Annotated in this window: 17 protein-coding genes and 1 tRNA gene; 14 read left to right on the top strand and 4 right to left on the bottom strand. The window is 74.2% G+C overall.

What is annotated here, in order from left to right; all coding sequences use genetic code 11:
• Nucleotides 1–77 precede the first annotated feature (77 nt).
• A complete protein-coding gene (locus ACF073_RS26065) occupies nucleotides 78–1,946 on the bottom strand; it encodes a copper resistance CopC/CopD family protein (RefSeq protein ID WP_392073795.1) in 1,869 nt (622 codons plus the stop codon).
• 115 nt (nucleotides 1,947–2,061) lie between these two features.
• Complete coding sequence (locus tag ACF073_RS26070; RefSeq protein ID WP_392073796.1) at nucleotides 2,062–4,857, bottom strand: GNAT family N-acetyltransferase; 2,796 nt, start codon at nucleotides 4,855–4,857, stop codon at nucleotides 2,062–2,064.
• Nucleotides 4,858–4,934: 77 nt separating this feature from the next.
• On the opposite strand from ACF073_RS26070, the gene ACF073_RS26075 reads away from it, so the two are divergent.
• The 5 genes from ACF073_RS26075 (at nucleotide 4,935) to ACF073_RS26095 (ending at nucleotide 7,677) form a co-directional block, all read left to right on the top strand.
• Nucleotides 4,935–5,657, top strand: coding sequence for a siderophore-interacting protein (locus tag ACF073_RS26075; RefSeq protein WP_392073797.1), 723 nt, complete (start codon nucleotides 4,935–4,937; stop codon nucleotides 5,655–5,657).
• Nucleotides 5,658–5,703: 46 nt separating this feature from the next.
• Complete coding sequence (locus ACF073_RS26080; RefSeq protein WP_392073798.1) at nucleotides 5,704–6,297, top strand: HhH-GPD-type base excision DNA repair protein; 594 nt, start codon at nucleotides 5,704–5,706, stop codon at nucleotides 6,295–6,297.
• Nucleotides 6,298–6,381: 84 nt separating this feature from the next.
• Entirely contained in the window at nucleotides 6,382–7,077 is a 696-nt protein-coding gene (locus ACF073_RS26085) for an HdeD family acid-resistance protein (RefSeq protein ID WP_392073799.1), read from the top strand.
• 94 nt (nucleotides 7,078–7,171) lie between these two features.
• Entirely contained in the window at nucleotides 7,172–7,495 is a 324-nt protein-coding gene (locus tag ACF073_RS26090) for a hypothetical protein (RefSeq protein WP_392073800.1), read from the top strand.
• 56 nt (nucleotides 7,496–7,551) lie between these two features.
• A complete protein-coding gene (locus ACF073_RS26095) occupies nucleotides 7,552–7,677 on the top strand; it encodes a hypothetical protein (RefSeq protein ID WP_392073801.1) in 126 nt (41 codons plus the stop codon).
• Nucleotides 7,678–7,699: 22 nt separating this feature from the next.
• Here the strand turns inward: ACF073_RS26095 and ACF073_RS26100 are convergent, their stop codons facing one another.
• The gene (locus ACF073_RS26100) at nucleotides 7,700–9,259 is read right to left on the bottom strand and encodes a helicase HerA-like domain-containing protein (RefSeq protein ID WP_392073802.1); all 1,560 of its coding nucleotides are present in this window, start codon (nucleotides 9,257–9,259) and stop codon (nucleotides 7,700–7,702) included.
• Between the two features lie 113 nt (nucleotides 9,260–9,372).
• Here ACF073_RS26100 and ACF073_RS26105 point away from each other — a divergent pair, with 113 nt between their 5' ends.
• Entirely contained in the window at nucleotides 9,373–9,669 is a 297-nt protein-coding gene (locus tag ACF073_RS26105) for a type II toxin-antitoxin system VapB family antitoxin (protein WP_004943146.1), read from the top strand.
• Nucleotides 9,670–9,767: 98 nt separating this feature from the next.
• Nucleotides 9,768–10,409, top strand: a complete 642-nt coding sequence (locus ACF073_RS26110; protein WP_392073804.1) for a LytR C-terminal domain-containing protein — start codon at nucleotides 9,768–9,770, stop codon at nucleotides 10,407–10,409.
• 325 nt (nucleotides 10,410–10,734) lie between these two features.
• Here the strand turns inward: ACF073_RS26110 and upp are convergent, their stop codons facing one another.
• Nucleotides 10,735–11,370, bottom strand: coding sequence for a uracil phosphoribosyltransferase (upp, locus tag ACF073_RS26115; RefSeq protein WP_392073805.1), 636 nt, complete (start codon nucleotides 11,368–11,370; stop codon nucleotides 10,735–10,737).
• A gap of 96 nt (nucleotides 11,371–11,466) precedes the next feature.
• On the opposite strand from upp, the gene ACF073_RS26120 reads away from it, so the two are divergent.
• The 7 genes from ACF073_RS26120 to ACF073_RS26150 all read left to right on the top strand — a co-directional run bounded on the left by ACF073_RS26120 (nucleotide 11,467) and on the right by ACF073_RS26150 (nucleotide 14,908).
• Nucleotides 11,467–11,712 carry a hypothetical protein gene (locus tag ACF073_RS26120; protein ID WP_392073806.1) on the top strand — a complete coding sequence of 82 codons (246 nt, stop codon included), beginning with the start codon at nucleotides 11,467–11,469 and terminating at the stop codon, nucleotides 11,710–11,712.
• Between the two features lie 303 nt (nucleotides 11,713–12,015).
• On the top strand, nucleotides 12,016–12,540 hold the full coding sequence (locus ACF073_RS26125) for a hypothetical protein (RefSeq protein ID WP_392074015.1): 525 nt from the start codon (nucleotides 12,016–12,018) through the stop codon (nucleotides 12,538–12,540).
• Nucleotides 12,541–12,599: 59 nt separating this feature from the next.
• Nucleotides 12,600–13,082 (top strand): nucleoside deaminase, encoded by a 483-nt coding sequence (locus ACF073_RS26130; protein ID WP_392073807.1) that lies wholly within the window; start codon nucleotides 12,600–12,602, stop codon nucleotides 13,080–13,082.
• Between the two features lie 68 nt (nucleotides 13,083–13,150).
• A tRNA-Ser gene (locus ACF073_RS26135) sits at nucleotides 13,151–13,238 on the top strand.
• 171 nt (nucleotides 13,239–13,409) lie between these two features.
• Nucleotides 13,410–13,589 (top strand): hypothetical protein, encoded by a 180-nt coding sequence (locus tag ACF073_RS26140; RefSeq protein WP_392073808.1) that lies wholly within the window; start codon nucleotides 13,410–13,412, stop codon nucleotides 13,587–13,589.
• A gap of 10 nt (nucleotides 13,590–13,599) precedes the next feature.
• Nucleotides 13,600–13,893, top strand: a complete 294-nt coding sequence (locus ACF073_RS26145; RefSeq protein ID WP_392073809.1) for a Dabb family protein — start codon at nucleotides 13,600–13,602, stop codon at nucleotides 13,891–13,893.
• 175 nt (nucleotides 13,894–14,068) lie between these two features.
• Nucleotides 14,069–14,908 (top strand): RNA polymerase sigma factor SigF, encoded by an 840-nt coding sequence (locus ACF073_RS26150; protein WP_392074016.1) that lies wholly within the window; start codon nucleotides 14,069–14,071, stop codon nucleotides 14,906–14,908.
• The last annotated feature ends 154 nt before the right edge of the window (nucleotides 14,909–15,062 follow it).

Genomic DNA, 15,062 nt, shown 5'->3' on the forward strand with positions numbered 1-15,062 from the left:
CCTCGTTCGAGGGGTTCGACTCGAATGAATGAGCCATACGGCCGCCTCAGTTCACCGTACAGGTGTCCAGGACCGCGCTAGCGCGTCACCCGTACCGGTGCCGACACCGTCACCTGGTCCACGTCCGATACGCGGACCGTCGCCTTCAGCGTCCAGGTGCCCGGGAGGGGAAGGGTGAAGGCGTCGGCGGCCCAGTAGCCGCCGCGGTCCGTCACCTTGGTGTCCAGGGGGCCGAGGCGCCGGGCGGGCAGCGTGAGGGTGATGCGCAGCTCGGGGACCGCGGAGAGGCCGCCGTCGGGGCCGTAGACCACCGCCTGGACGGAGTTGGCGCCGACCCGGCCGGCGTCCAGGGTGATCTGGACCTTGCCGTGGCCGCCGGGGGTGCCGACGTCGAAGGGGATCGTGGTGACGGAGGCCGTGGGGATGCCCGTCGCGGCGGAGGGCGCGTCGGCCGGCGTCCGCTCCGTCGCGGCGCGGCCGGGCACGGTGCTGGTCAGGAGGGTGGTCAGGGCCAGGACCACGACCGAGGCGAGCGCCTCGGCCAGGACCGAGCGGCGCAGGAGGTGCAGGGGGGTCACGGGGGGCGGGCAGGGCGGGGGGTCCGCAGGCGGCGGGGGGCCGCCGGCCGGTTCGGGGACCCGGGCGGGCGCGGGGGCGGCGGCCCGGGCCAGGCGGGCGGTCCAGGTGCGCGAGCAGGCCGCGGCGAGGAGGAGCGCGGCGACCGCCGCCAGCTTGGCCAGGAGGGTGCGGCCGTAGGTGGTGTCCGTCAGTGCCTGCCAGGAGCCGAGGCCCCGCCAGGACTGGTAGACGCCGGTCACGACCAGGACCGTCACCGAGGCGGACGCCAGCCGGGAGAAGCGGGCCGGGACCGCGGCCGGCAGCCCCGCCGGTGCCGGGGTGCGGCGCAGCGTCCACAGGAGGGCGGCGAGGCCGCCCAGCCAGGCCGCCATGGCCAGCAGGTGCAGGGTGGACGAGACGATCGCCGCCGGGACCTGGATGCCCGCCGAGGCGTGGTCGGACGCCGACCAGGTCAGGCAGAGGGCGACCGCGAAGGCCCCGGCCGCCGCGAGGGTCGCGCGGCGCGGGAGCCGGACGCGGCGGGTGCGCAGCAGGGCGGCACCGGCCGCCGCGAGGAGGAGCAGGGCGAGGCGGGCCAGGAGCAGCAGTCCGGGGCGGGTGGTCGCCGGGTGGGTGAGGGCGGCGCTGCCGAGGGCCGCCGCCGGGGAGGTGCCCTCCTCGTACGGCGTCCGCAGGAGGTACAGGGCGGCCGTGGAGCCGAGCAGCACGGCGACGGCGGCCAGGACGGGGGTGCGCAGGTGGGCACTGCTCGGCGGACGGCAGTACGCCACGAAGGCGGCGGCGCCCAGGAGCAGCGCCGCGGAGAGGTAGGCGAGGTAGCGGGCGATGGTGTGGAGGGCGGTGGTGGCCGGGTTCTCCGCGCGCTCCGGGGGCGGGGCGACGGCCGTCGCCGTGCGCTTGCCCACGGAGAAGGTGAGGGCGCCGGACACCGGGTGGCTGTCGGCCGACACCACCCGCCAGGCGACCGTGTACGTGCCGGTGGCGAGCCGGGCGGGCAGGGTGACGCGGGCCGTGTCGGAGCGGCCGGGGGCGTGGCCGGCCGGGCCGGTGCGGACGCGGTGGTTGCGGGGGTCGTAGACCCGGAAGGAGTCGGTCAGCAGGCCGACCGACTCGGTGAAGGCGAGGGTGACCTGGCGGGGGGCGGTGCGCAGGACCGTGCCGTCGGCGGGGTCCGTGGCGCGCAGCACGGCGTGGGCCGAGGCGGGGGCCGCGGTGCCGAGGAGGAGCCCGGCCAGGAGGGCGGGGAGCAGGAGGAGCAGGGCTCCGGGGCGCCGCGTCGGCCGGTGGCGTACGGCGGGTACGGGCCCTGGGCGCCGTACCCGCCGGTGTGGACGTCGCGCCCGTCCCCGCTCTCCGTCGCGCCGCACCCTCGGCCTCCGTCCCCGCCACGCCCGCGCCCCCGCTCCGCGGCGGGGCCTCCCTATAGGTACGCGGGGAACGGCCCGTGTGCTCACCGGGCCGGCCGCGGGCCCCGGCGCGTGCTCAGCCGGGGAAGGCCGCCGCGCGGTCCAGGAAGGCGAGTTGGGCCTGCTTCTCCGGCAGGTACACATCGGGGAGGTCGATCTCGGGGAGGACGACGGCGGGGCCGGGACGGAAGCCCTGGCGCTCGAAGCGGGCCAGCGCCTTGCGGTTGCGCACGTCCGGGTCGACGACGATCCGGTCGCGGCCGAGCACCAGCATCGTGTACTCCGCCATCGCCGACAGCAGGGCGGAGGTCCAGCCGGGACGCGGTCCGCCGGCGCCGGCGGGGGCGAGGAGGAGGTGGACGCCGATGTCTCCGGGGCGGACCTCGTAGCACTCGCCGACCCGGTCGGCGGACGGCTCGTACGTCTGGAGGAGGGCGGCCGGCTCGTCGTCCTTGCTGACCAGGTAGGCGTGGTGGGTGTCGAGCGTGGCCATGTGGGCGTAGATCTCGGCGACCTGGTCTCTGCCGAGGCCGGTCATGCCCCAGAACGCGGCGCGTTCGTCGCTCACCCAGGAGTGGACCAGGTCCGCGTCGCCCTCCGGGTCGAGGGGGCGGATGCGGACGGTGCCGAAGCCGTCGATGTGCTGGACGTGCAGGTCGGTCATGGGTCCCTCGGTGTGTTCGGCGGCGGACGTCGCCGGGTCGGCGGGTCCGGTGGGCGGCTCGGTCGTCCGCTCCGGGGTCAGCAGGGTCCAGTCGGTGACCACGGGGGCCAGTTCCCCCGCCAGCCACAGCGGGAGCTGGTCGTGGTGGTGGGCGGCGCCGGGCACGCCGTCCGCGCCGAACGGGACCACCCAGCCGCTGTTGTCACGGTCCGCCAGGTCCCAGACGTAGCGGGCGGCCGGGCCGCGGGCGGCGCGGTCGGTGACGCCGGGGACGGCCGAGGTGCAGAGCACGCAGTCGTGGTCGCCGGCGAGTCCGGGGGCGGTGATGTCGTCCGTGCCGGGGTGCGGCTCGGCCGGCAGCGCCCGCCAGGGGGCCAGTCGGTGGGTGGCCGCCCAGGGGCCGGCCGGGGGCGCGGCGGCCACCTCCTCCAGGGCGCCCCGGACGGCCGCCGCGCGGTCGATGCCGTACACGTCCTCGGCGCGCAGGAGGTGTTCGAGGGCGTAGCCGACCCGGGGGGTGAGGGCCAGCCAGGGGAGCAGGACGTCCGGGTAGGCCGGGGGCTCGGCGAGCGGGGCGAAGACCGGGTCGGCCGCGAGCCGGCGGACGACCGCGCCGCGCACCGCCGCGTACGCCGCCGCGTCCGTGCTGTCCGCCGCCATCCGGCGGTCCCAGGCGAGCAGGCGGTCGCGGAGGGCCGCCGCCTCGGGGGTGAGGCCGGTGAGGGCGGCGAGGCGGTCCAGGAGGGCCCCGGCGGAGCCGAGGTGGGTGTCGGTGTGGATCGCGGGCATGCCGTCGGCGGTCCAGGTGCGGCGGGCTTCGAGCAGCGCGCCGATGCGGGCGGCGCGGTGCGGCGGGGCGAACTCGACGCCGAGCGGGGCGGCCAGGCCGCGGGCGTTGGCCATCACCGCGATGCCGTCGACGGGTTCGGCGTACGGCGTCTCGTGCGTGCCCTGCCATGCGTGGCCGGGCTCCCAGGCGGGGACCGGGCGCAGGCGGTTGGCCTCGGCGCGGACGGGGACCTTGCCGGCGACGCGGTGCAGGGTGCCGCCCGCGGTGTCGGCGGCCTGGACGACGTTGACCGGCTCGGCCCAGGCGTCCAGGGCCCTGTCGAGGTCGGCGACGCTGCGGGAGCGCAGCAGCGGGAGGAGGGCGCTGAAGCCGAGGTCCTCGGTGACCCGGGGCGGGTAGCGCAGGGCGAGCGCCTCGGCCGTGCCGTCGGCCCGTCCCCGCGCTCCCTCGGTGCCGGCGGGGCTCGGGGCGCCGGGTGCGGGCGTCCCGTCCAGGCCCTCCGGGCCGCCGGCGATCACCGGGCCCCGGTCCGTCTCGATGATCTCTATCTCCAGGGACGGCTCGCCCGCTATCTCCACCGTCTCCGTGTGCCGGGCGGCGCGCTGCCAGCCGCCGGCCGGGGCGAGCGCCTCGACGCCGGCGCCGGTGCGGCGCAGCCGTTCGCGGTAGAGGTCCTGGTAGTCGGCCATGGCGTTGGTGATGGCCCAGGCCACCGTGCCGGTGTGGCCGAAGTGGGCGATGCCGGGGACGCCGGGCACGGCGAGGCCGACGACGTCGAACTCCGGGCAGGACAGACGGATCTGCTGGTAGACGCCGGGGTTCTCGATGAAGCGGTGCGGGTCGCCGGCGATGAGGGCGTGCCCGGAGGCGGTGCGCTCGCCGGTGAGCAGCCAGCCGTTGCTGCCCGCCGTGCCGGGCCCGTCGGCGGCGAACAGACCGACGGCCTCCGGGCCGAGGTGCCGTATCGCCTGCTCGCGCCAGAGCTTGGCGGGGAAGCCGGCGAAGAGGATGTGCGTGCCGAGCCAGATCCCGAGGGGCGTCCACGGCTGCCAGCTGCCGGGGGCCAGGCCGGTGCGGGCGAACTCGGGGGAGCGGGCGGCACCGGCGGCCAGGCCCTCGTTGACGCCGTCGACGTACGCCCGTACCCAGGCGGCCGTCTCCGGGTCCCGGCGCTCCAGCGCGGCGAAGCAGCGGCGGGCGGTGTCGTCGAGCCGGGCCCGGCGGGCGAAGACGTCCCAGGAGAGGCAGTCGGCGCCGAGGAAAGCGGCGGAGGTGCCCTGGAGCCGGTGGCGTTCGACCTCCAGCTGCCAGGCCCGGTCATGGGCGGTGACCCGGCCCTGTGCGTGCGCGAGTTCCCGGACGTCGGCCGCGCGCAGGTGCGGTACGCCCCAGGCGTCGCGGTAGATCTCGGTGGTCACCTGGGGTTCTCCCTGAGCTTTAGGTTAGGCTTGCCTAAGTTTCTGTGGCGGAATCGTACGCGAACGCTGGAGGGGTCATGGGGCAGGGGCGGGGTTGGGAGGGCGCGGTGCTCAGACTGCTGCGCGCCAGGGACTTCGAGCTGACCGTCCTCGACGCCGAGGACGTGACCCCGCACTACCGGCGGCTCCGGCTGAGCGACGGCGGGCTGCTCGCCGCGAGCGGCGTCCACCCCACGATGTGGGTACGGCTGTGGTTCGCCGCCGACGGCCGGCCGCACCAGCGCGCCTACACCCTGGTCGACCCGGACCCGGCCGCCGGCACCTTCGGCCTGGAGTTCGCCCTGCACGAGGGCGTGGCCTCCGACTGGGCGCGGGCCGCGCGGCCCGGCGACACCATCGAGGCCACCGTGCAGGGCACCGGCTTCCAGGACCCCGAGCCCGCGCCCTCGCACGTCGTCGTGATCGGCGACCCGGCCTCGCTGCCCGCCATCAACTCGCTCCTCGGCACCTTGGGTTCGGCCCCGGCGACCGTCTGGTTCGAGGGGGAGCCGGCCCGGCTGCCCTGCCGTACCGAGCCCGGCCGGCACGAGATGCGGCCGGTGCCCCGCCGGGACGCGGGCGCCCACCTGGTGGAACGGGTCCGCGCCGAGCTGCCGGACGTCCTGTCCGGCACCCCGCACCCGTACGTCTGGATCGCCTGCGACACGGCCACCACGCGCACGCTCTCGGCCTACGTCCGCAAGGAACTCGGCGTGCCGAGGCAGCGGGTGCACGCGCTGGGCTACTGGCGGGCGGACTGAACCCGCGCACCGAGCGTACGGGCCGCTCGCGCGGGATCATCGACGCATGGACGTCACCCTGCACCTCGCCCAGGACCCCTCCGCCGACGCGCTGCTCGGCCGTTCCCCGCTCGCCGCGCTGACCGGGATGCTGCTGGACCAGCAGGTCCCGATGGAGTGGGCGTTCAAGGGGCCCCGGACCATCGCGGACCGGCTCGGCACGGAGGACCTGGACGCGCACGACATCGCGGCGGCGGACCCGGAGTCCTTCGCCGCGCTGCTCTCCGAGAAGCCCGCGGTGCACCGCTACCCGGGCGCGATGGCGAAGCGGATCCAGCAGCTGTGCCAGTACCTCGTCGAGCACTACGACGGGGACGCCGAGGCGGTCTGGCGGGGCGTCGGCAGCGGGGCCGAGCTGCTGCGGCGCCTGGAGGAGCTGCCGGGCTTCGGCAAGCAGAAGGCGCAGATCTTCCTGGCCCTGCTCGGCAAGCAGCTCGGGGTCGCCCCCACCGGGTGGCGGGAGGCCGCCGGGTCCTACGGCGAGGCGCGTTCCCACCGCTCCGTCGCCGACATCACCGGCCCCGAGTCACTGGCCAAGGTGCGCGCCCACAAACAGGAGATGAAGGCGGCGGCGAAGGCGGCCAAGGCGGCGAAGAAGTAGCGGGGGCGCGGGCGGCCGGGCAGACTCCCACCCGGTCGGCCCACCCCGCTGGCCCCCTCCCCCGGGCCGGTCAAAGCATGGGACATGACCGATATACCGAGCAGCGGCCCCGAGCGGGACCGTGCGTACGACGATCGGCGCGTCCATGAGACGGCGCCGCCCGGTGACCGGCACCCCGCGGAGCCGCCCCGCGGCCACCCCGAGCCGGAACCGGCCTTCGAGGGCCCCCTGCACGCCCTGTCCCGGGCCGCCTGGCAGGTCGTGCTGGTCACCGGGGTCTGCTCCCTGGTGCTCGGCGTCCTGGTGCTGATCTGGCCGGGCGCCTCCCTGCTCGCCGCCGGCGTGCTGTTCGGCCTCTACCTGGTGATCAGCGGCGTCTTCCAGCTGGTGGCCGCGTTCGGCACGCACCGGTCGACCTCGCTGCGCGTGCTGGCCTTCATCAGCGGTGCCCTGTCGATCCTGCTCGGCCTGCTCTGCTTCCGCGGGGCGTACCAGTCGATCCTGCTGCTCGCCCTGTGGATCGGCATCGGCTGGCTGATCCGCGGGATCACCCAGGCCGTGGCCGCCGTCTCCGACTCCCGGATGCCCGCCCGGGGCTGGCACGTCTTCCTCGGCATCGTCACGTTCATCGCCGGGATCGTGCTCATCGACTCGCCCTTCGAGTCGGTGGCCGTGCTGACCCTCGTCGGCGGGATCTGGCTGGTCGCCGTGGGGATCGTGGAGATCGTCACCGCCTTCCGCATCCGCGGCCGGGCACACCGTGTGCCGCAGGCGCTGTGAGCGCCGTCAACCGCGCGCACCGCGGGTACGCCGAGCGGGCGGATCTCGCGCGCGGCGTGCTGCGTCCCCCGCCCGCGCAGGGGAGACAGGTGGTGTGAGCAGGAGCAGCGGCACGTCTCGGAGCCATACCTGGCTGCGGGTCCTCGCGCTGCTCCTCGCCCTGTGGGTGCCGGGCGCCCACGTACAGGCCCAGGCGGCGGCCCAGGACCTCGCGGTGGCCGCCGAGACCGCCGAGCACGACGTCCTCGACACGCCCCTGCGGCCACCGGCCCGTGCCGTCCACCGGACCGACGCGCCCGAGCGCCCCGCGCCCCTCCCCGACCCGGTTGCCGCCCGTCCGGCGGCCCGCCCGGGCCCCACCGCACCGCTGGTGCCGTCCGCCCGGCCCCTGCTCCGCACCGTGGTCCTGCGCTGCTGACAGACCCGCGCCCCGCGAGAAGGTCAGTCGGCTTCGACGCAAGGAGCGGTACAGCCATGCCCAAGGATCCCTACGCCGTCCTGCGCGCCCTGCTGCGCGCGGAGGCCCGGCGGAACACGGCACCCAAGCCGGAGCACCGGACCACGCAGCCCCGGCCCGCCCCCGGGGACCGGTCCCGCTGAGCGGACCCCGGCGGAGGCGGGGCTACCGCCTCCGCCGGGCGGTGCCGAACAGCGAGCGGGTGATCTCCCGGCCGAGCTGGGTGCCCACCGAACGGGCGAGGGATCTGAACATCCCGCTGCTCACGACCTGTTCGACCAGTGACGGCTCGCCCTCGGCCGCCGCGGGCCGGGAGGCGGGGGCCGCTCGCTCCGGCCGGGCGGCGCTCAGCCTCTCGTACGCCGACTCGCGGTCCACAGCCTGTGCATAACGGCCGTGGAGTGCGGAGCCGCCGACCGCGCGGTCCAGTTCGGCCGCGTCCACCGGGCCCATCCGGGACTCCGGGGCGCGCAGCCGGACGGCGGCGACCGGGGTCGGGGCGCCGGTCTCGCCGAGCACGGTCACCACGGCCTCGCCGGTGCCCAGACCGGTGAGCAGCTCCTCCAGGTCGTACGCCGATCGCGGGAAGGTCCGCACGGTCGCCTTCAGGGCCTTCTCGTCGTCCGGGGTGAAGGCGCGCAGGGCGTGCTGGACGCGGTTGCCGAGCTGGGCGAGGACGTCGCCGGGCACGTCCTTCGGGGTCTGGGTGACGAAGAAGACGCCGACGCCCTTGGAGCGGATCAGCCGGACGGTCTGGGTGATCGAGTCCAGGAACGCCTTGGAGGCGTCGTCGAACAGCAGGTGCGCCTCGTCGAAGAAGAACACCAGCTTGGGCTTGTCGAGGTCGCCGACCTCGGGCAGGTCGTGGAAGAGGTCGGCGAGCAGCCACATCAGGAAGGTGGAGAAGAGCCGCGGGCGGTCCTGCACGGCGGGGAGCTCCAGGACCGAGACGACGCCCCGGCCGTCCGGTGCCGTGCGCAGGAAGTCCGCCGTGTCGAACTCCGGTTCGCCGAAGAAGTCCGCCATGCCCTGCGCCTCGAAGGCGGTCAGCGCGCGCAGGATCACCCCGGCCGTCGCGCCGGACAGGCCGCCGATGTTCTTCAGCTCGGCCCTGCCCTCGTCGGAGGTGAGGAAGGCGACCACCGCGCGCAGGTCCTTGAGGTCGACCAGCTCAAGGCCCTTGGTGTCGGCGTAGTGGAAGACCAGGCCGAGGGACTGCTCCTGGGTCTGGTTCAGCTGGAGCACCTTCGCCAGCAGCACCGGGCCGAAGCTGGTGACGGTGGCCCGTACGGGGATGCCGTGGCCGAGGCCGCCGAGCGCGAAGAACTCGGCGGGGAAGCCGGCCGGGGCCCACTCCTGGCCGACCTCGGCGGCCCGCCGGCGCACCCGGTCGTCGTCCTGGCCCGGCCGCGCGATGCCGGACAGGTCGCCCTTGACGTCCGCGAGGAACACCGGCACGCCCCGTGCCGACAGCTGCTCGGCGATCAGCTGGAGGGTCTTGGTCTTGCCGGTGCCGGTGGCGCCCGCGACCAGGCCGTGCCGGCTGAGCACGGACAGCGGGATCCGGACCGGCGCCTCCGCGTGGCACGCGCCGTCCCACAGGAGGGCGCCGAGGTCGAGCGCGGCGCCGGTGAAGGCGTAGCCGGCGGCGATCCGCTGCGCCGGCCCGGGCGGGGCCGCGGACCCCTCGGAGCCGGCGGGCGGCGCGCTCTCGCTGTCACTCATCTCCGGCCCCTGTTCCCGTAGTAGCCCCTATGCACCTTTCGTCCTATCTTTTCAAGCGTCGCACTCGGCCGCCATGGCTGCGCCCGGAACGTCTTGACCGGTAGGCTTTCCGTGTGATCTTCAAGCGCATCGGAAACGGCCGGCCGTACCCCGACCACGGCCGGGAAAGCACCCGGCAGTGGGCGGACGTCGCACCGCGCCCGGTCCGCCTCGATCAGCTCGTGACCACCAAGCAGCAGCTCGACCTGGAGACCCTGCTCGCGGAGGACTCGACGTTCTACGGCGACCTCTTCGCGCACGTCGTGAAGTGGCAGGGCGACCTCTACCTGGAGGACGGCCTGCACCGCGCGGTCCGCGCCGCCCTCCAGCAGCGCCAGGTGCTGCACGCACGCGTGCTCGAACTCGACTGACCCGCCGCGACACGGGCGTTGCCCCTTTCGGGTTCCACTGAGCGGTTCCGACTGATCATCTGATAGGCATTGCCGCTCGGGCGCACTACGCTGCGCCCATGAGCATGCTCACTCCCCCTGGCATGGGCGGCCAGTACCGGATCACGGGGGACAAATATCCTCGGATGCGCCCGTCCCGGCGGCGCGGCAGGCTCGTGGCCGTCGTGCTGGCGTGCGCCGCCGCGCTCGGCCTGATCGGCTGGGGCACCCTGCAGCTCATCGACGTCTTCACCGGCGGCGGCGACAAGTACGCGGCGACCGGCGCGGCGACGCACTGCCGGACCAAGACGGCGGCGGCTCCCGCGGCGCGGGCGGACGCCCTGCCCCGGCCCGGCCGGATCACCGTGAACGTCTACAACGCCACCAAGCGCACCGGGCTCGCCAAGAGCACGGCGGACGAGCTGAAGAAGCGCGGCTTCAAGATCGGCGCCGTGGGCAACGCGAACAAGCAGTTCGACAAGAAGGTCAAGGGCACGGGGATACTCCTCGGCCCCGCCGCCGCCCAGGACACCTCGCTGAGGGTGCTCGGCACCCAGCTCGGCGGCGCGCAGGTGCGCACCGACGCGGCGCGCAAGGGGGCCGACCTCGATCTGATCATCGGGGACGGCTTCAAAGGGCTGGCCGTGCGGCCCGCCGCCGACCAGGCCCTGACGACCCTGACCGCCCCCGAACCGACGGCCGACCCGAAAAAGGGCTGCTGACCGGCGCACCCCCGAGGGGCGCGGGGAGCCGTACGGGGGAGACGGGCGGCATCCGGTCGGCCTGCCCGGCCGGGTGAACCGGCACGGCGGCGTCCCGGGGGCGGCCGGCCGGCCCACGGAGCCGGGGCCCGGCCATCACGCGTCTGAGGGATCCGCGTCGGGGCGGGCGCGGAGGGCCCGTACACCGGCACAGGGGATCCGCACCGGGGCGGGCGCGAAGGGCCCGTACAGCGGAACACCCGAGGGAGCCGCGCCCCGGCGGGCGCGGCGGAACCGCGTACCGGACGGCGGGCGCGGGGAACCCCGTGCCCGCTCCGCCGGGAAACTACTCCGCGGCCCCGTACAGCCGGTCGCCCGCGTCGCCCAGTCCCGGCACGATGTACCCCAGCTCGTTGAGGTGGTCGTCGACGGCCGCCGTGACGACCGTCACCGGCGTGCCCGCCAGCTCGCGCTCCATGACCTCGACGCCCTCCGGGGCGGCGAGCAGCACCACGGCCGTCACGTCGTCGGCGCCGCGCTTGATCAGCTCCTGGATCGCTGCGACCAGGGTGCCGCCGGTGGCCAGCATCGGGTCCAGGACGTACACCTGGCGGCCCGAGAGGTCCTCCGGCATGCGCGAGGCGTAGGTGGACGCCTGCAGCGTCTCCTCGTTGCGGATCATGCCGAGGAAGCCCACCTCGGCGGTCGGCAGCAGCCGGACCATGCCGTCCAGCATGCCGAGACCGGCCCGCAGGATCGGCACGACCAGCGGACGGGGGCGAGCCAGCTTGACGCCGGTGGTCTGCGCGACCGGCGTCCTGAGGTCGACCTGCTCGGTGCGCACGTCCCGCGTGGCCTCGTAGGCGAGCAGGGTGACCAGTTCGTCGGCGAGCCGCCGGAAGGTCGCGGAGTCGGTGCGCTGGTCGCGCAGGGTGGTGAGTTTGTGGGCGACCAGGGGGTGGTCGACGACATGGAGGCGCATGCCCCTAACGGTACCCGCGCCGCGGGTCGCCCTCGCGCTGGCGTCAAACCCGCCGTCCGGGGGAAGGCGGGAGGGGACGGACTGGGGTGGTGTGACGTGTCTGACCTGCCTGACTCCTCGGCGAACACCTCGGCGGGCGCCGGCGGCACGGGCCGCCGCGCCGCGAGGTCCGCGGGGACCGATCCCGACAAGCCCGAGAGCGAGGCCGAGCGCCTGCGGCGCCGGGCCCAGTTCCTGCGCGATCTCGCCGAGGCACGCGAGCTGCGCGAGCGGGTCCAGCCCCGGCGGGCCAAGGCCGCCCGGCTGCGCCGCGCGATGCGGATGCGGACGTTCCGGCGGTAGCTCCGCAGGGCCCGCCCGGAGGCGGAAGATCCACCTCCGCGCCGGTGTTGGGGCGGTGGGGGTGCGTGAGCGTACGGAAAAGCCGCGTACGATCCGCTGGTGGCGGCAACGAGTGCGCTGGTGGACCGATCGTGGATCCGTGCTCGAAACAGCCAGACACAGGGAGCCGAAGACGTCCCCTGAACGCCTTGTTTCTGCCACGATTCCGAGTGGGTGGGGCTCGGAGCCCAGGCTCTCTCCGCCCAAGTACCTCCGCCGGGGGGACCCCCAACCGGCACGCCTATGACCAGTGGGAGAGTCACGGTGTACTTCGCCGCACTGCTCGCGCGCACCGAAGACGGGTGGGAAGCGAGCGACACGGAGCTGGACGATGTGGAGACCCTGTCGGATCTGGCCGACCTGGCCCGGGAAGCCTCTCCCGACGATGACACGGTGCTCGTCCTGATCGAGCAGGAGGACGCCTGGTTCGGCGTCGTGCGCGTGGACGGCGAGGAGGACCCTCGCATCTACGTCTCGGACGCCGCCGCCGCCCGGCGCAGCGCGTACGGGGAGCTGATGCTCACCGACGAGCTGCTCGGCCGGGAGCCCGGCGCGGACGACGGCCCGGACCTGGACGCCCTGAACCTCGACGGCACCGAGGACGGCGAGTCCGAGGACGCCGAGGACGACGCCGACGACGCGGTGCCGCACAGCCCGGTGGGCGACAGCGCGATCCTGGACGACCTGGGCATCAGCGAGAAGGAGCTGCGCGCCCTCGACGCCGAGGACGCGCTGAGCGCGATCGCCGAGGCCCTGGGCGCCTCGGAGGTGCTGGAGACCGTCCGCTGACCCCGCCACAGGACCCGAAGGACGCACCCGACCCGGTACGGGACCGCTGGCGGCCCGCGATGCGGCTCGCCCTGGACGAGGCCGCACTGGCCGTCCGGGGCGGGGACGTCCCGGTCGGCGCCGTCGTGCTGTCCCCGGACGGCACGACGGTGCTCGGAGCCGGGCACAACGAACGCGAGGCCACCGGCGATCCCACGGCGCACGCGGAGGTGCTCGCCATCCGGCGGGCCGCGGCCCGGCTGAACGAGGCGGCGCGAAGCGCCTCCGGCCGGAGCGGCGGAGGGCGACGGGCGGGCGAATGGCGGCTGACCGGCTGCACGCTCGTCGTCACCCTGGAACCGTGCACGATGTGCGCGGGCGCCCTCGTCCAGTCCCGGGTCGACCGGGTGGTCTACGGCGCCCGGGACGAGAAGGCGGGCGCGGCCGGCTCCCTGTGGGACGTGGTGCGCGACCGGCGGCTCAACCATCGCCCGGAAGTCGTCGAGGGCGTTCTCGCCGCGGAGTGCTCCCGGCTCCTCACGGAGTTCTTCCGGGACCGCTGACGGGTTCTCGGGACCCTTCGCGGATATCGATTTCGAACCACGCCCCACCGTGCTGTAGGGTCTCCCTCGGTAGCGTGTCCGAGCGGCCGAAGGAGCTCGCCTCGAAAGCGAGTGTGGCGTAACCCGTCACCGAGGGTTCAAATCCCTCCGCTACCGCTGTGAGAAGGGCCCCGCCGGTCGGCGGGGCCCTTCGTGCGTTCCGCGCCCGCCGGTGCCGTACGGAACCGCCCGGCGGCGGCGGGCTGTTGGCGGGGTCCGCAGGCCCGAAGGTTACACTCGCGGCCGGCAGCAGGAGCCCATGAGGCACGTGGCACAGGGGAGGCCGTGGTGGCGGTGAACGTCAAGAAGATCGCCGTGTTCGTGCTCGTGGTCTTCGCGCTGTACGTAATCATCACGGATCCGGCCAAGGCGGCCGACTACGTCCAGATAGGCTTCGAGGGCATATCGGACGCGGCCAAGGCCGTCGGCGACTTCATGACCTGGGTCGCCAACGGCGGAAAGAGCTGAGGTACACCGCATGATCCGGCACCTGGTCCTGTTCAGGCTCAACGAGGGCGTCGAACGCGACGATCCGCGGGTCGTGGCCGGCGTCGACGCCTTCCGCGCCCTCGGCGGCCAGATCGACGAGCTGCGCTTCTGGGAGTGCGGCTGGAACATCAGCGACCGGCCGATCGCCCACGACTTCGCGATCAACTCGGCCGTCGAGGACACCGACGCCCTCAAGCGCTATCTGGAGCACCCGGCCCACCAGGCGGGCGTCGCGCAGTGGCGTGAGTTCTCCACCTGGGTGATCGCCGACTACGAGATCTGAGCCGCACGCTCCCTGGAGCCCCCCGCCGTTCCGGCGGGGGGCTCTTATACGTTATATGCCCCAACTTGTCGAAGTTTGACGACAACACGGCGTTATGCGGTGCTTGCGCACAGTGCACATGTCTTGTGATGCTATGACCGCTTTTGACGGATGATTGACGGATGAAGAGGTGGCGTTGACCTTGTCGGCCAGTACTGCGCCGCCTCAGGAGGAGGCACCCGCTCCAGCGCCCCCGCCTGCCCCCGAGAAACGCCGCGGCGCGGACACCCGCGCCCTGACCCAGGTGCTCTTCGCCGAGCTGAAGGAGCTCACCCCGGGCACGCCCGAGCACAACCGGGTGCGGGGGGCGCTGATCGAGGCGAACCTCCCGCTCGTGCGCTACGCCGCCGCCCGCTTCCGCTCCCGCAACGAGCCCATGGAGGACGTCGTCCAGGTCGGCACCATCGGCCTGATCAACGCCATCGACCGCTTCGATCCGGACCGGGGGGTGCAGTTCCCGACCTTCGCGATGCCCACCGTGGTCGGCGAGATCAAGCGGTACTTCCGGGACAACGTCCGCACGGTCCACGTCCCGCGCCGGCTCCACGAGCTGTGGGTGCAGGTCAACAGCGCCACCGAGGACCTGACCACGCTCTACGGCCGCACGCCCTCCACCGCCGAGATCGCCGAACGCCTCCGGATCAGCGAGGAGGAGGTGCTCAGCTGCATCGAGGCGGGCCGCTCCTACCACGCCACCTCGCTGGAGGCCGCCCAGGAGGGCGACGGCCTGCCCGGCCTGCTGGATCGCATCGGCTACGAGGACCCGGCCCTGGCCGGCGTGGAGCACCGCGACCTGGTCCGCCATCTCCTCGTCCAACTCCCCGAACGAGAACAGCGAATCCTGCTCCTTCGCTACTACAGCAATCTCACCCAGTCTCAGATCAGCGCGGAACTCGGCGTCTCCCAGATGCATGTCTCACGGCTGCTGGCCCGTAGCTTCCAGCGGCTGCGCTCGGCAAATCGGATCGACGCATAGCAGACCCCGGACGGAAGCACAGCAGGCGTTCGGCTGATGCATAGCGGGCGCACGGAAGCACGACCCGAACAGCGCTGCATCGCAAACCCGATCGAGCGGTAACCGGCACGAGCGAATCGCTCACCAGCACGGATGCCGACACTTGCGGTCCGAA

The sequence above is a fragment of the Streptomyces sp. NPDC015171 genome (genome assembly GCF_043079545.1).
Lineage (GTDB): Bacteria > Actinomycetota > Actinomycetes > Streptomycetales > Streptomycetaceae > Streptomyces.

Coding starts and splice junctions, on each gene's coding strand:
- ACF073_RS26075 (WP_392073797.1), top strand. CDS start 4,935: ATGGGGCAGGGGCGGGGTTGGGAGGGCGCGGTGCTCAGACTGCTGCGC.
- ACF073_RS26080 (WP_392073798.1), top strand. CDS start 5,704: ATGGACGTCACCCTGCACCTCGCCCAGGACCCCTCCGCCGACGCGCTG.
- ACF073_RS26085 (WP_392073799.1), top strand. CDS start 6,382: ATGACCGATATACCGAGCAGCGGCCCCGAGCGGGACCGTGCGTACGAC.
- ACF073_RS26095 (WP_392073801.1), top strand. CDS start 7,552: ATGCCCAAGGATCCCTACGCCGTCCTGCGCGCCCTGCTGCGCGCGGAG.
- ACF073_RS26100 (WP_392073802.1), bottom strand. CDS start 9,259: ATGAGTGACAGCGAGAGCGCGCCGCCCGCCGGCTCCGAGGGGTCCGCG.
- ACF073_RS26110 (WP_392073804.1), top strand. CDS start 9,768: ATGAGCATGCTCACTCCCCCTGGCATGGGCGGCCAGTACCGGATCACG.
- upp (WP_392073805.1), bottom strand. CDS start 11,370: ATGCGCCTCCATGTCGTCGACCACCCCCTGGTCGCCCACAAACTCACC.
- ACF073_RS26130 (WP_392073807.1), top strand. CDS start 12,600: ATGCGGCTCGCCCTGGACGAGGCCGCACTGGCCGTCCGGGGCGGGGAC.
- ACF073_RS26145 (WP_392073809.1), top strand. CDS start 13,600: ATGATCCGGCACCTGGTCCTGTTCAGGCTCAACGAGGGCGTCGAACGC.